General features: G+C 69.7%; 11 protein-coding genes. 2 read left to right on the top strand and 9 right to left on the bottom strand.

The genetic code is table 11. The annotated features are described in order from the left end of the window. The first annotated feature begins 145 nt into the window (after positions 1-145). Entirely contained in the window at positions 146-493 is a 348-nt protein-coding gene (locus OG588_RS41020; protein ID WP_405951663.1) for a DUF6204 family protein, read from the top strand. Here the strand turns inward: OG588_RS41020 and OG588_RS41015 are convergent. The 9 genes from OG588_RS41015 to OG588_RS40975 form a co-directional block, all read right to left on the bottom strand. Next, positions 465-1016 (bottom strand): GNAT family N-acetyltransferase, encoded by a 552-nt coding sequence (locus OG588_RS41015; protein WP_405951662.1) that lies wholly within the window; start codon positions 1014-1016, stop codon positions 465-467. The two genes, OG588_RS41020 and OG588_RS41015, sit on opposite strands and share 29 nt — an antisense overlap. A gap of 19 nt (positions 1017-1035) precedes the next feature. After that, positions 1036-1278: a LapA family protein gene (locus tag OG588_RS41010; protein ID WP_266864038.1), complete on the bottom strand. Its 243-nt coding sequence runs from the start codon at positions 1276-1278 to the stop codon at positions 1036-1038. 43 nt (positions 1279-1321) lie between these two features. Next, a complete protein-coding gene (locus tag OG588_RS41005) occupies positions 1322-3115 on the bottom strand; it encodes a CocE/NonD family hydrolase (protein ID WP_405951661.1) in 1794 nt (597 codons plus the stop codon). A 138-nt stretch (positions 3116-3253) separates the two neighbouring features. After that, on the bottom strand, positions 3254-4183 hold the full coding sequence (locus OG588_RS41000) for an LD-carboxypeptidase (RefSeq protein ID WP_405951660.1): 930 nt from the start codon (positions 4181-4183) through the stop codon (positions 3254-3256). Then, positions 4180-6132, bottom strand: coding sequence for a prolyl oligopeptidase family serine peptidase (locus OG588_RS40995; protein WP_405951659.1), 1953 nt, complete (start codon positions 6130-6132; stop codon positions 4180-4182). Before OG588_RS40995 ends, OG588_RS41000 begins: the two co-directional genes overlap by 4 nt. A gap of 15 nt (positions 6133-6147) precedes the next feature. Beyond that, positions 6148-7467 (bottom strand): M20/M25/M40 family metallo-hydrolase, encoded by a 1320-nt coding sequence (locus tag OG588_RS40990; protein WP_405951658.1) that lies wholly within the window; start codon positions 7465-7467, stop codon positions 6148-6150. Continuing rightward, a complete protein-coding gene (locus OG588_RS40985) occupies positions 7460-8293 on the bottom strand; it encodes a M55 family metallopeptidase (protein ID WP_266864030.1) in 834 nt (277 codons plus the stop codon). The genes OG588_RS40990 and OG588_RS40985 overlap by 8 nt, the downstream gene beginning before the upstream one ends. Before the next feature lie 188 nt (positions 8294-8481). Next, on the bottom strand, positions 8482-9399 hold the full coding sequence (locus OG588_RS40980; RefSeq protein ID WP_405951657.1) for an RNA polymerase sigma-70 factor: 918 nt from the start codon (positions 9397-9399) through the stop codon (positions 8482-8484). After that, positions 9396-10589, bottom strand: a complete 1194-nt coding sequence (locus OG588_RS40975; RefSeq protein ID WP_405951656.1) for an NAD(P)/FAD-dependent oxidoreductase — start codon at positions 10587-10589, stop codon at positions 9396-9398. The genes OG588_RS40980 and OG588_RS40975 overlap by 4 nt, the downstream gene beginning before the upstream one ends. Positions 10590-11183: 594 nt before the next feature. Between OG588_RS40975 and OG588_RS40970 the strand changes: the two genes are divergently transcribed. Continuing rightward, positions 11184-15464 carry a discoidin domain-containing protein gene (locus OG588_RS40970; protein WP_405951655.1) on the top strand — a complete coding sequence of 1427 codons (4281 nt, stop codon included), beginning with the start codon at positions 11184-11186 and terminating at the stop codon, positions 15462-15464. Positions 15465-15481 lie beyond the last annotated feature (17 nt).

Here is a 15481-nt window from a genome sequence, read left to right as displayed (position 1 = left end):
AACGGGTGCGGTGGCCAGGGGCGCTACCGGTCAGGATTCCGCAAAGGCGGGAGCACCCGGGCGCCACGAAATTCCGCGTGCGCCGCGCCCTCGCCGACGTACAGTCGGGCCGTTCGACGACTTGGACCGAAGGATGGAACGGCTGATGGGCGAGCAGCACACGTACCGGGTGATCGTCCGGGGCACCTGGGACGCGCTGACGGACGAGGTGCGGGAGCGGCTGCTGGGTGAGGCGGCGGAGCACGGGATGCTGAGCATGCGGTTCACCGAGGAGGGCTCGCTCAGTTACGAACCGGCGCCGCTCAAGCACTTCTCGTGGCGGTATGTGGTGGTGTCGGACGCGGCGGACGGCGACGAGATGGCGGCGGCGCTCGCGGAGGACCGTGCCGAGACCGCGCTCAAGGGCCTCGGCTACGGCTTCCGTGACCTGAAGTCGACGGTGACGGACCTGGACACGATGAAGGTCAACCGGAAGTCCGCATCTCGGCGGTGATCGCCCAGCGCTCGTGGTCCCGCCACGCGCCGTCGATGTAGATCATGTTCGGCGAGAGGCCTTCGAGGCGGAACCCGCAGCTGCGGGCGAGGCCGATCGACCCGGCGTTGCCGGGCTGCGCGTTGATCTCCAGCCGGTGCAGCCGCATCGGCCCGAAGGCGTGTCCCACCACGAGGTTCATCCCCTCGCGCATCAGCCCGCGCCCGGCCGCGTGCGCGAAGGCGCCGTAGCCCAGCGCTCCGCACTGGAAGCCGCCCTCGACGATGTTGTTGATGTTGATGAACCCGGCGATGCCCCCGCCGTCCAGCTCGCACACGAGAAACCCGGCTTTGGACCGGTCCTCGATCAGCCGCTGCGCGTAAGCGGTGTACGCGTCACCGCTGGCCGGCGGGAACAGCCACGGCTGGTGCAGCTCCTTGCTCTCCCGGGCACGCGCGGTGAACTCGGCACCGTCCTCGTAGGTGAAGTGACGTATACCCACGCGGGGGCCTTCGGCAAGATAACGGGATGCGGTGTGCGGCATCCCGTCACCCTAGTTCGACCTAGCGGCGCCGGCGCATGAAATACCACCCGCACAGGGCGCCGATGATCGCCGTGCCCAGCAGCGCCATCCACAGCGGCATGGTGACCTCGGGGATCAGCAGGCGGATCTTGGTGGCACGGGTGTTCTCGAAGATGAAGATCAGGGCCAGGACGGCGAGCAGCAGAACCGTGATCCGGGCGGGCGTCAGCACGCGTTCCCGCTGGCCGGTCCTACCGCCACTCTCGGTGGTCTTCGGGCTCATGCCTCCAGGGTGAGCCCGAATCGCCCATCACGCACGGTGAGACTCAGTCCGCGACGACCGGCAGCTCCAGCACCCCGGTGTCCTGCGGCGAGCTGACCACCGTCACCGGCTTGATCCCCCGGTTCCCGGTGTACGCGTCGTCGCTCGCCGCGATCACGAACCGCAGCCGGTGCCCCTTCGCGTACCGGTGCACGATCCCCGGCAGGGTGACCGTGAAGCTCTTCGTGACGTCCGGCACGCGGACGGGGGCGACCAACCGGTGGACAAGGGTCTGGGTGCCGTCGGGGGCGAGATCGTAGAGCTTGGCGAAGAGGACCAGGTTGTCGGCGGCGTCGCCGGAGTTCTGGACGCGCCGCGCCTGCGGGGAGACGACCTTGAGCGTCGCCTTCGGGGCGCCGACGACGTCCGTCGCGTGGGTCAGGGGTTCGCCGGTCCAGCCCAGGTACGTGCCCGCCGTGTCGTACGGCGCCGGGTCCGGCAGGCCGATCGTCCCGGCCAACGAGCTCTCCGAATGGCTCGTGGGGACAAGCCGGTTGGCGTACTTACCGCTGCCGCGCGCCACCTTCGCCCGGTCGTCCACCAGCTTGCCGTCGCCGGAGAGGTACAACTTCTCGTCGAGCGCGGGGAGTTGGTTCGCGGTGGCGTAGGTGTCGGCCGGGTCCGTGATCCAGTCGCGGTAGTAGGCGAACGCCGGTCCGGTGTCCGTGTCCGTCCGCCGGAGCAGATAGCGGTCGAACCAGGCCGCGATGCGCCTGCCGACATAGCTCGACTCCAAGTCGCCCTGGCTCAGGTCGAGTTCACCGGCGGCCGGGGCGGCCGTCCCGCTGCTGTGCCCCAGCGACTGCCAGATCATCTTCGCGGTCGTCCCCTGCGCCTTCAGCGTCTTGTACGTCGCCGTCGCCTCGTTGAGGTTGAACAGGCTGTCGGCCTGCCCCTGGACGAGCAGCGTCGGTGCCTTCACCCGGTTCAGATACGACACCGGCGAGACGCTGTGCATGTAGGCGAGCAGGTCGGCCGTCGCCCTGGCCGGGTAGCTCCCGGAGTTCAGGGTGCGGAACATGGCGCAGGCCCTGGTGACGAAGTGCAGACAGGTGAGGGAGTTGATCCGGGTCGGGTCGAGGCTCGGTACGGTCAGGGGCTGGGTCTCGCCGGTGAGGTAGAAGCTGTTGGCCCACTGCCACTTGAAGGCGCCTGGAACGGTCCAACCGCCTTCGCCGACCGTGTTGTTGGGGTCGAGGGAGTACGCCAGGTCGTTCCAGGTGATCAGCGGGACGAGCGCGTCGACCCGGTGGTCCACGGCCGCCGTCGCCAGCTGGATCGCGCCCCCGTACGATCCGCCGATCATCCCGACGCGCGGATCGCCCTTCGCGTCAAGCGTCACGAAGTCGGCCCTGGTCCCGTCGTCGGCGGCCCGCGTGCCCGCCAGGAAGTCGATCAGCCCCGAGGCGGCCGCCCCGTCGAGGCGTGGGTCGTCGAGCGAGATGAGACACCCCGACCTTCCGAAGCCCAGCCCGGAGTAGACGAGCCCGACATAGCCGCGCCGCGCGAAGACCTTGCCGATGGCGTCCGTCGAACCGTCGGACTTGCTGCCCCCGAAGCCGTTGGTCGCCAGCACGGCGGGCGCCGGGTTGGAACGGTCCACGCCCGCGGGCCGGTACAGATCGGCGTCGACCGTGCAGTCCCGGCCACCCGCGGGGACGGTGAACTTCAGCGCGGTGACGGTGTATTGGTCCGCGGCGGTGGCGGGGCCGCCGAGGGCGAGGGGTGCGGTGAGGGTGAGCGGGGCGGTGAGCGTGAGAGCCAGCGCGGCGCGGATTCCAGGCACACGACGGGACACAGGGACCTCCACACTGAGGACAACCCGACTGAGGACGAAGAAGGACTGAGGGCAGACAGAGAAGGACTGAGGGCAACCGAATGGGAGGCAAGGCGACTGACGACAAAGCGACTTGGTGGCCGTTCGAGAAGCGGGCGGCTACCGCAGTGCGGGCTCGTCCAGCGTCAACGTGCCCGCGTCCGCGTCGAGTTCGGCCGCCACGCCGAGGGGTATCGTCAGCGCCCCCTCGCCGTGCCCGAACCCGAACTCCTCCACCACGGGCACACCGAGTCCACCGAGCCGGTCGACGAACACCGGGCGCAGTCTCTCGTACGGTCCGCACCCGACCCACGAGCCGAGCGCGATCCCGGCGACACCGTCGAGCCAGCCGCTGCGCAGGAGTTGGGTCAGCATCCGGTCGACGCGGTACGCCAGTTCGCCGACGTCCTCGATCATCAGCAGCCCGCCGCGCGCACCGGCGGGCGCGTGCGGGGTGCCGAGGTCGGAGGTGAGCAGGCTCAGACAGCCACCGAGGGTGACACCCCGGGCCCGCCCCGGCACCAGTGCGCCGCCGGTCGGTACGGCCCGGATGCTCCGCACGGACTCCGGGTCGAACAGGGTCGCCCTCAAGTGCTCCTGTGCGCGGGCGTTCTTGATGAAGTCGGCACCGGCCGCGGCGGGCCCGTACAGGGTGACCAGGCCCAGCCTGGCGGCGAACGCCTGGTGCAGCACGGTGGGGTCGCTGAAGCCGACGAACACCTTCGGACCGGCGGCCCGCATCGCCTCCCAGTCGAGGAGATCGACGATGCGCTGCACGCCGTAGCCGCCACGGGCGCACAGCACGGCGGACACGGACGGGTCGCACCAGGCGTTCTGCAGATCGGCCGCGCGGTCGGCGTCGGCGCCCGCCAGGTAGCCCAACTCGCCGTGCCGGTCCCGCACATGGGGTGCCACGACCGGGTCGAGGTCCCAGCCGCGCAGGATGTCGAGGCCCGCCTCCAGCCGTTCCTCGGCCACCGGCCCGCTGGGCGCGACGACGGCGACGCGGGCGCCGGGGGCGAGTCGGAACGGCCGGACGAGCGCGGTCACTTGGTGAGCTCCAGGGTCGGGACGCCGGGCGGTTCGATTCCGAAGACCTGGGCGTACAGGGAGAGTTCGGCCTCCAGAGCGCGGATCATGGTGTCGGCGCGACGGAAGCCGTGGCCCTCGCCCTCGAACGCGAGGTAGGCGTGCGGTACTTGGCGTCCGCGCATCCGCTCCAGGAAGCGTTCGCACTGGACGGGCGGGCAGATCACGTCGGCCAGGCCCTGCATCAGCAGGAAGGGCGCGGTGACGCGGTCGGCGTGCTCGACGGGTGAGCGTTCGGCGTACCGGGCGGGTACGTCGGCGAGCGGGCCGACCAGGGTCTCCAGGTACTGGGACTCGAAGTCGTGGGTCTCCCCCGAGGCCCAGTTGGCCAGGTCAAGGACGGGATAGATGATGGTGCCGCAGGCGTAGACGTCGGTCGTCACGAGGGATGCGGCGCTGGTCCAGCCGCCCGCACTGCCGCCCCGGACCGCGAGCCGGGCGCGGTCGGCGGTGCCCTCTTCGGCGAGGGCCAGCGCGACGGCGGCGCAGTCCTCCACGTCCACGACACCCCACTGCTCGCGCAGCCGGTTGCGGTACTCCCGGCCGTGCCCGGTCGAGCCGCCGTAGTTGACCTCGGCGACGCCGATGCCGCGTGAGGTGAAGTAGGCGATCTCCAGGTCGAGGACGAGCGGCGCCCGGCTGGTGGGTCCGCCGTGCGCCCAGATGACGTACGGCGGCAGTTGGTCGCCCGGCGCGGCCCAACTCGGGTTGTGGGGTGGGTAGATGTGGGCGTGGATATCGCGTCCGGCGGGGCCGGTGAAAGTGCGGATCTGCGGTTCGGGGTAGTGGGCGGGATCGACGGGGTCGTCGTGGGCGGCGCCGATGACCCTGGCTCTGCCGGTGCGGGTGTCGAGTTCGACGACCTCGTAGGCGCTGCGCGGGCTGGCTCCGACGCCGACGATCCGCTCGCCGTGCACCGCGAGGGTGGAGGCGAACTCGGTCCAGGGTCCGGCCGCGTCGACGACCTCGCCGGTCTCCGGGTCCAGGACACCGAGCAGGGTGGCACCCCGGCCGTGCACGACGGCGATCGGACCGCTCTCCAGGGGTGCGAACCAGCGCTGGCCGAGCTTCCACAACGGCCCGCCGAACTCCTCCTCGCGGGAGCACAGCGGCTGGTGGTCGCGGTAGAGGTTCCACCAGCCGGTGCGGTCGCTCGCGTACAGCAGCGAACCGTCGAAGCCCCAGTCGACCTGCGCGATCGACTCCTCGGGCCCACCGGCGACGATCCGCGGCTCCCCGAACGTGCCGTCGTCGGCCACCTCTGCGAGCACCAGCTCCGTGCCGTCCCACGGCATCCGAGGATGGTCCCAGCCGAGCCAGGCCGCCTTCCGCCCGTCGGGCGAGACCCGCGGCCCGGACACGAACCGGTGCCGTTCGCCGGTGAGTTCGCGTACGGCGTGCCGGTCCTCGGCGGCGGACCGGTCCAACGGTACGGCGGCCAGGACGCGCCGCACATCACCGGAGCCCTCGCCGGTGAACTCCTCCAGCACGCACCACACTTCACCCAGGTCCGGGCGCACCTGCGGTTCCGCCCAGCGGAGTCCGCCGCCCACGGGAGAGACCGGCGTCAGAGGTTCCGGTTCGCTCCCCGGCTTGTAACGGTAGAGCCGCTGGTCGGTGAAGTTCACGAAGACCACGAGAGGTTGGCCGTTTTGGACCGTTCCCGCCCAGGGCAGGCCGCCGTACTCCATGACCCGGCTGCGGACGTTCCACGGCGCGGGCAGCACCGGCTCCTCGGTGCCGTCCGCGAGGCGGCGTACCAGGGTGCGGCGGCCGGCCTCGGTGGGCCGTGGTTCGGTCCACCAGACCTCGTCGCCGACGAAACCGACCCACTCGGGGTGTCCGTCGTGCGCGGCGGCGAGCGCCGCGTCGATGGGCGAGGGCCACGAGCCGTACGCCAACGTCCGCATGCTTTCCCCCACTTGCTAGGCGTTCCGCAGGAAGCGGTCGAGGACGTGGACGCCGAAGTGCAGTGCCTCGACGGGGACACGCTCGTCGACTCCGTGGAACAGCGCCTGGTAGTCGAAGCCCTCGGGGAGCTTCAGTGGTGCGAAGCCGTAGCCGGTGATGCCGAGGCGCGAGAACTGTTTGGCGTCCGTGCCGCCGGACATGCAGTATGGGACCACATGCCCCTCGGGTGCGAACTCCTCGACGGCGGCCCGCATCTGAGCGTACGTCAGGGAATCGACCGGCGCCTGGAGGGCCACCTCGCGATGCTGGAACTCCCAGTCGACGTCCGGTCCGGTGAGCCGGTCCAGGGTGGTGCGGAACTCGTCCTCGCCGCCCGGCAGATAGCGACCGTCGACGTAGGCCACGGCCTCGCCCGGGATCACGTTGACCTTGTAACCGGCGTTCAGCATGGTCGGGTTGGCGCTGTTGCGGACGGTGGGCTCGACGAGCTTGCCCGCCGGGCCGAGCTTGGTGAGGAGCCCGTCGATGCCGTCGGGGTCGTCGAGGTCGGGGTCGATGCCGTACAGGGCGGCGAGTTCGGTGAGAGAGGCGCGGACGGTCGGGGTGAGCCGTAGCGGCCATTCGTGTTCGCCGATGCGGGTGATCGCGGCGGCGAGACGGGTGACGGCGTTCTCGTGGTTGACCTTGGAGCCGTGGCCCGCGCGGCCGCGTGCGGTCAACTTCAGCCAGGCGGTGCCGCGTTCGCCGGCCGCGATGGGGTAGATCTCCCGGCCGCCGCCGTCGTGGAAGGTGAACGCCCCTGATTCGCTGATGCCTTCGGTGCAGCCCTCGAAGAGCGCGGCGTGCTGGTCGGCGAGGAATCCGGAGCCGTCCTCGGCGCTCGCCTCCTCGTCGGCGGTGAACGCGATCACCAGGTCGCGGCGGGGCCGTACGCCCAGCCTGGCCCAGGCGCGGACGACGGCGAGGATCATCGCGTCCATGTTCTTCATGTCGACCGCGCCGCGCCCCCAGACGACGCCGTCGCGGATCTCCCCGGAGAAGGGGTGCACGCTCCACTCGTCGGCCTGCGCCGGTACGACGTCCAGGTGACCGTGCACGAGCAGGGCGTCCGCCGAGGGGTCGGTGCCCTCGATGCGGGCGACGACGTTGGTGCGGCCCTTGGAGCGTTCCAAGAGGGTGGGTTCGAGCCCCGCACCGGCCAGTCGCTCGGCGGCGTACTCGGCGGCGGGCCGCTCCTGGCAGTCGCCGCCGCCCCGGTTGGTGGTGTCGATGCGGATGAGGTCGGAAGTGAACGTCACGACCTCGTCCAGCGCCCGCTCGTCGATGTCAGCCATACTGCTCCTCCACCGCGGCCGAGACGATCGTGGTGACCGCCTTGAAGGTTCGGATCCCCTCGTACATGGTGTCGCTGGTGTAGGCGACCTTCCGCTCGCCGACCCGCCCGACGCCCGGCACGACGGTCGCTGCCATCGCGAGGTGTTCGGCGTCGAACTCCAGGGCGACGGTGAACGGCCCACCCCGGACCGGTTCCTGACGGACCGCCAGTTTCGCCGCCTCCTTCGCCGCCGCGCGGATGTCGGCGGCCGTCCTGGCCGGTGTCCGGCACACGGCCGCGTACCGCGACACATGGTCCTTGACGGCCACCTTCAGCGCCTCGGGCGCGTACCCGAGGGCGTCCTCGCAGGCCACGTCGTCACCCGTGACAAGGACCACCGGTACCCCGTACTCGGCGACGACATGCGCGTTGAGCAGACCCTCGCTCGCGCGGACGTCGTTCAGCCACACGCCGGTGATCGAGTTCGCGAGGTAGGTGTGGGCGAGGACGCCCTCCATGCCGGCGCCCGCGTGGTAGCCGACGAACGCGATGCCGTCGACGTCGCCGTGCTGCACGCCCTCCACCATGGAGAGGGACTTGTGGCGGCCGGTGAGCATCTCGGTCCGCTCGTCGAGCCGCTCCAGCAGCAGGTTGCGCATCGTCCAGTGGGCCTCGTTGACGAGCACCTCGTCGGCGCCGCCGTCGTAGAAACCGAGGACGGCCGCGTTCACGTCCGAGGTGAACAGCGAGCGGCACCGCTCCCACTGCGGTGTCCCCGGCAGCACGTCGGCCGGCCAGGTGACGCCGGTGGCACCCTCCATGTCGGCGCTGATGAGGATCTTCATGAAGCGTCACGTTACGCGTCCGTGAGGCAACTTCCTACGGGGCGGCGCGGGCACGCCGTGGATCACCGAGCGGTCCGGTCGCGCCGCTTCCACCTGGCGCCGGGCTGTGCTGAGGCAGCGGGCCCGGCCGCTCGACTGTGACTCCGCGGGGCTCGACAACGATCAGGTGTACGCCGACATCAGGCGGCTCAGGAGAGTTCGTGTCGAGTTCCGTCGGCGACTGCGCGGAGCTTGTCGGGATTGGCCACGTTGTGGATGGTCGAGATGCGGCCTTCCGGATCGAAGTCGAAGGTCAGCGTGGCGATCACGCGGTCCGGGCCGCGGAAGACCACGCCCGGGCCGCCGTTGATCCAGGTGAGCTCTGCCCGCATCTGCCCGGGCTCGATGCCCTGGTAGGTCGCGGTGCCGAGCGCGGCGAACCAACGGGCCACGGTCTCCAGGCCGATGACCGGCTTGAGGGCCTGGCGGACCTTGCCGCCGCCATCGGTCCACAGGGTCACGTCCGGGGAGAGCAACTCCATGAGGGTGTTGATGTCGCCGCCCGCCGTCGCCGCGAAGAAGCGCTCGGCGACGTCGCGTTGGCGGGCGCGGTCCGCGGTGAAACGGGGCCGACGGGCCTGGACGTGCTCGCGGGCACGGTGTGCTGCCTGCCGGACCGCCGCCTCCGAGCGTTCCACCGCCTCCGCGATCTCCGCGTAGCTGAAGGCGAAGACCTCCTTCAGTACGAAGACCGCGCGCTCCAAGGGACTCAGCGTCTCCAGCACAACCAGCAGGGCCATGGAGACCGAGTCCGTCGTGGCGACGTCGTCAGCTGTGTCCGGGCCGGTGAGGATCGGCTCGGGGAGCCATGGACCGACGTAGGTCTCGCGCTGGTGGCGAGTCGAACGCAGCCGCTCCATCGCCAGGTTGGAGACGATCCGGGTCAGGTAGGCCTTGGGGTCGGCGACCTCGGAACGGTCGGCCGCCGACCACTTGAGCCACGCGTCCTGGACCGCGTCCTCGGCGTCGGCGGCGGAGCCGAGGACGCGGTAGGCGACGGAGAAGAGCAGGGTGCGGTACTGCTGGAAAGCGAGCTGGTCGGGGCCGGCCTGCTGCGGCTGGGTCACTTGGCGCTCCGAATCCGGGTGTAGCGGCCGCCGTGCGGCCAGAACGCGCCCGAGGCGGGCATCTTCTTCATGCGGGCGAAGGTCGGCCACGGCGCGGCGGTGACCGTCTCCTTGTACTTCGCTGCTCGCTTGCCGGTCAGCACGATCCGGCGCGGGCTGTCGTCGGGGTGGGTGAACTGCACGACGGCGTCGTTCCGCCCCAGACTGACAGGTGTGTGGTAGTAGCCGAAACGGAAGGGCTTCGGCTCCTTGCCGGCCAGCACCCGCAGGATCGAGAGGGCCGCGTGCACGCCGGTGGGCATACCCCCCTGACAGGTCCCGTGCATCACGCCGTAGCCCTGGCGGATCACCGCCGCATCGCCAACGGCGTAGACGTCCGGGTGGGAGACCGAGCGCAGCGCGCTGTCGGTGACCACCCGGCCGCGCTCGTCGACGGTCAGACCCGCGGCGGCCGCCAGCGGCGAGACACGGGTGCCGCTGGTCCACAGCACCGCGCCCGCCGGGATGTTGGAGCCGTCCGCGAACTCGACGCTCTCCGGCAGCACCTTGGCCACCTCGACGCCGCTGCGCACCCGCACGCCGAGCCGGGCGAGCGCCTCGTCCAAGTAGGCCTTGGCCTTCGGGTGCATGCTCGCGCCCGGCTCCTGCCGGCCCAGCAGCACCACCTGGAGCTCCGGGTACCGCTCGGCGATCTCCGCGGCGGCCTCGACGCCGGTGAGGCCGCTGCCGCCGACCACGACGGTCCCACCGTCGAGCCGGGTCAGCCGGTCGGCGAGGAGGGCGGCGTCCTGCGGGCCGTTGAGGGTGTAGGCGTGGTCGTCCACGCCGGGGACGGCAACGGTGTTCGCGATGCCGCCCAGGCCGTAGACCAGGGTGTCGTAGCGCAGGATCCGGTCGTCGTCGATCCGGACGGTCTTCGTCTCGGCGTCCACGGCGGTGACCCAGCCACGGACGAAGCCGGCGCCGGTGCCGTCCAGCAGCTCCGGGATGTTCATCTCGGCCGTCTCCTGACCGGTGGCGGTCATGTGCAGTCGGAGCCGCTCGGTGAAGGTGTCGTAGGGGTTGACCAGCGTCACTCGCAGGTCTCCGCGTTTCCTGGTGCGGGCCGCGAGCTGGATCGCGGCGGAGAGCCCGGCGTAGCCGGCGCCCAGGACCAGGACCTCGTGCTGCTGCGCTGCTGTCGCGTTCATCGCTCTGCTGTCTCTTTCGTCTCGGTCGTTCCCGCTGTACGGACGACCACCAGACGCAAGCTGCCCTTCGGTTCGTGACACGGGGCCGATATGACCCGCGTCACATCAAGAGCAGAGAGCGTGCGCGGCATCAGCACTCCGCCGCACACACGCAGCGGTCGCGCCCCCTACGCCCCGCCCTCGACTCGCCTCTCACAACGCACGGATCGCGCAAGAACTTGCACATCTTGCGTCCACTTGCGGTCCCGGAACGCAAGCCTGCGACTCCCGCCGAGTCGCAGACCGAACCTCGTGAGCCCCTCAAGCCTGCCCTGGAACCCGCCAGTTGATCGCTCCACCGGCCCGGAAGGGGCACCCGAGCCTCCTCCGCTCCGGAGTGATGAGTGCTTCTGGTGAAAATTGCGCTGTTCAAGCTGTAGACCCGCCCACCCAGCTCTGCAATATTTCGATGAAACAACGCAAATTCCTGCCTCACACTCTGTGCTGATCACTCGTCACCGATCACCCGCACCTTTCTGCTCCTGCACCACGCCCCAGGAACGAGCCGCCCTCGCCGCCCCACCGGCGCGCGAGCCTCCGCAGGAAGTGACCCGTATGACTCGACCGACTCGACACAAGCAGAGATCCCCCAGGCGGCGCGCTGCGATCGCCGCGCTCGCCTCCGCCGTGATGGTGCTGGGCCTGCCCGCCGTCGGCGCGCACGCGGCCGGCGGTCCCAACGTCGCCGCGGACGCGAAGACCACCGCGGGCAGCACCCGCGGCGCGCACAAGGCCACCAACATCACCGACGGCGACACCGACACCTACTGGCAGGCCGGGAAGAAGTCTGCGCAGTGGGTGCAGACCGACCTCGGGAAGAGCGAGCGCGTCCGGCAGGTCGTGCTGCGGCTGCCCGAGGGCTGGCAGACCCGCAAGCAGACGCTGGCGCTCCAGGGCAGCGACGACGGCAAGAGCTTCGCGACGCTCAAGTCGTCGGCGCAGTACGTCTTCAGCCCGGGTGACGACAACACCGTGAAGATCTCGGTGCCTTCGACCCTCGCCCGGTACGTGCGGGCCGACTTCAGCGCCAACTCGGTTGCCGGTACGGCCCAGTTGGCCGAGATGCAGGTCCTCACGGCCACCGCCCAGACCCCCAACCTCGCCCAGGGCAAGCCCTTCAGCGAGAGCGGGCACGCCGATGTCTACGGCGCGGCCAACGCCGGTGACGGCAACCGGAACACCTACTGGGAGAGCACGAACAACGCTTTCCCGCAGTGGCTCCAGGTCGACCTCGGCTCGTCGGTCAGGGTCAACCAGGTGACGCTGCGGCTGCCGAGCAGTTGGCCGAGCCGCAGCCAGACGCTCAAGGTCCAGGGGTCGACCGACAACCAGAACTTCACCGACCTGACGGCGTCGAAGGCGTACACCTTCGACAGTTCCACCGACCAGTCGACGACCATCGCCTTCGACGCGACGACCACGCGGTACGTGCGCGTGCTGATCACGGCCAACACCGGCTGGCCCGCCGGTCAGGTCTCCGAGCTGGAGGTCTATGGCCCGGCGACCGGTGACACGCAGGCGCCCACCGCGCCGGGCAACCTGAGCTACACCGAACCGGCCACCGGGCAGATCGAGCTGAACTGGACCGCGGCCACCGACGACACGGCCGTGACCGGCTACGACATCTACGCCAACGGGCAGTTGAGGTCGAGCGTCGCCGGGAACGTCCTGACGTACACCGACACGCAGCCGGCCGGCAGCGACATCACGTACTTCGTGCGGGCCAAGGACGCGGCGGGCAACGTCTCCGCCAACAGCAACAGCGTCACCCGCAAGGGCTCGACCGGCGACACCCAGGCCCCGACCGCGCCGGGCAACCTCGCCTACACGCAGTCGGGCAGCGACGTGAAGCTGACCTGGCAGGCGTCGAGCGACAACGTCCAGGTCACCGGTTACGACGTCTACGCCAACGACCAACTCCTCAAGTCCCTTGCCGGTGACGTGACTTCGTACACCGACACCCCTTCGGCGACGGCCACGGTCACCTACTACGTGAAGGCGAAGGACGCCGCCGGGAACGTGTCGGTGGCGAGCAACAGCGTCACCCGGGCCGGTAACGGTGCCGGGTCCGACCTCGCGCAGGGCAAGCCCATCGAGGCCTCCTCGTACACCTTCACCTATGTCGCCGCGAACGCCAACGACGGCCAGATCGCGACGTATTGGGAGGGCGGGGGCGGTGCCTACCCGGCCACCCTCACCACCAAGCTGGGTGCCAACGCCGACCTCAGTCAGGTCGTCGTCAAGCTGAACCCCGACGCCGCGTGGTCGACGCGCACGCAGAACATCCAGGTGCTGGGCCGGGACCAGGACGCGACCGCGTTCACGAGTCTCGTCGCGGCGAAGGACTACGTCTTCAACCCGGCGAGCGGCAACACGGTGACCATCCCGGTGTCCGGCGCCGCCGCCGACATCCAGCTCAAGTTCGCCTCCAACACCGGTGCCCCGGGCGGGCAGGTCGCCGAGTTCCAGGTGATCGGCACCCCGGCCGCCAACCCGGACCTCAAGGTCACCGGCATCACCCACACGCCCGCGGCCCCGGTCGAGTCGGACGCGATCAGCCTGACGGCGACGGTCACCAACAGCGGCAGCAAGGCGTCCAAGGCCACCGACCTGAACTTCACGCTCGGCGGCACGAAGGCCGCCACGGCGGACGTCCCGGCCCTCGCGGCGGGCGCGTCGACGACGGTCACGGCGAGCATCGGCACGCGGGACGCGGGGAGTTACCCGCTCGGCGCCGAGGTGGACCCGTCCAACAAGGTCATCGAGCAGAACGAGGGCAACAACGTCTTCACCGCCCCCGACGCCCTCGTCGTCAAGCCGGTCTCCAGCTCCGACCTGGTCGCCGCACCGGTCGCCTGGACCCCGTCCAGCCCCTCGGCGGGCGACAACGTCACGTTCACCGTGGCGATCAAGAACCAGGGTTCGATCGGCTCGGCCGCCGGCGCCCACGGCGTCACACTGACGCTCCTGGACGCCAACGGCGCCACCGTCAAGACACTCACCGGCTCCTACAGTGGCACCATCGCCGCCGGCCAGACGACCGCACCCGTCAGCCTCGGCTCCTGGACGGCCGTCAACGGCAAGTTCACCGTCAAGACGGTCATCGCCGACGACACCAACGAACTCCCGGTCAAGCGGACCAACAACACCACCACGCAGAACCTGTTCGTCGGCCGCGGCGCCGACATGCCGTACGACATGTACGAAGCCGAGGACGGCACGGTCGGCGGCGGCGCCCAGGTCGTCGGACCGAACCGCACCGTCGGTGACATCGCGGGCGAGGCGAGCGGCCGCAAGGCGGTGACCCTCAACTCGACCGGCCAGTACGTCGAATGGACCACCCGCGCGTCGACCAACACCCTGGTCACCCGCTTCTCCATCCCCGACGGCACCACCACCACGCTCGACGTCTACGTCGACGGCCAGTTCCTCAAGGCCATCGACCTCACCTCCAAGTACGCCTGGCTGTACGGCGCCGAGACCGCGCCCGGCAACTCGCCGAGCGCCGGTACCCAGCGCCACATCTACGACGAGGCGAATCTCCTGCTGGGCAAGACAGTTCCGGCCGGTTCCAAGATCCGCCTCCAGAAGGACGCGGCCAACACCTCCACCTACGCCATCGACTTCATCAACACCGAGCAGGCGACGGCGGTCCCGAACCCGGACCCGGCCGCCTACGTGGTCCCGGCCGGCTTCGCGCAGCAGGACGTGCAGAACGCGCTCGACACGGTCCGTATGGACACCACGGGCAAGCTCGTCGGCGTCTACTTGCCCGCCGGCGACTACGAGACCTCCAGCAAGCTCCAGGTCTACGGCAAGGCGGTCAAGGTCGTAGGAGCCGGATCGTGGTTCACCCGCTTCCACGCCCCCTCCTCGCAGGAGAACACCGACGTCGGCATCCGGGCCGAGGCCACCGCGAACGGTTCGTCGTTCACCGGCTTCGCCTACTTCGGCAACTACACGTCCCGAATCGACGGACCAGGCAAGGTATTTGACTTCTCCAACGTCTCCAACATCACCATCGACGACATCTGGGTCGAGCACATGGTGTGCATGTACTGGGGCGCCAACACCGACAACATGACCATCAAGAACTCCCGCATCCGTGACACGTTCGCCGACGGCATCAACATGACGAACGGCTCCACGGACAACCACGTCGTCAACAACGACGCCCGGGCCACGGGCGACGACAGCTTCGCGCTCTTCTCGGCGATCGACGCGGGCGGCGCCGACGAGAAGAACAACCTCTACGAGAACCTGACGTCGACGCTCACCTGGCGTGCGGCCGGTATCGCCGTCTACGGCGGCTTCAACAACACCTTCCGCAACATCCGGGTCGCCGACACCCTGGTCTACTCCGGCATCACGATCTCCTCGCTGGACTTCGGCTACCCGATGAACGGCTTCGGGACCGATCCAACGACGATCGAGAACGTCTCCCTGGACCGAACGGGCGGCCACTTCTGGGGCTCCCAAGTCTTCCCGGCCATCTGGGCGTTCTCGGCCTCGAAGGTCTTCCAGGGCATCCGGGTCAACGACGTCGACATCGACGACTCCACGTACGGCGGAGTGATGTTCCAGACCAACTACGTAGGAGGACAGCCCCAGTTCCCGGTGAAGGACACGATCTTCACCGACATCTCCATCACCAACTCCAAGAAGAGCGGAGACGCGTTCGACGCCAAGTCCGGGTGGGGCATCTGGGCCAACGAGCTGCCCGAACCCGGTCAGGGACCCGCCGTGGGTTCGGCGACCTTCGTCAACCTGCGGATGAGCGGCAACGCGCAGGACATCCGCAACACCACGTCCACCTTCACGATCAACGTCCAGTAACTCCCGCCGCTGGAAGC

Origin of the sequence: Streptomyces prunicolor (genome assembly GCF_045162825.1) — a bacterium.
In the GTDB taxonomy this organism is placed as follows: Bacteria; Actinomycetota; Actinomycetes; order Streptomycetales; family Streptomycetaceae; genus Streptomyces; species Streptomyces prunicolor.
The sequence above is the reverse complement of the archived record's forward strand: the minus strand, read 5'-3'. Positions and strand labels throughout refer to the sequence as shown.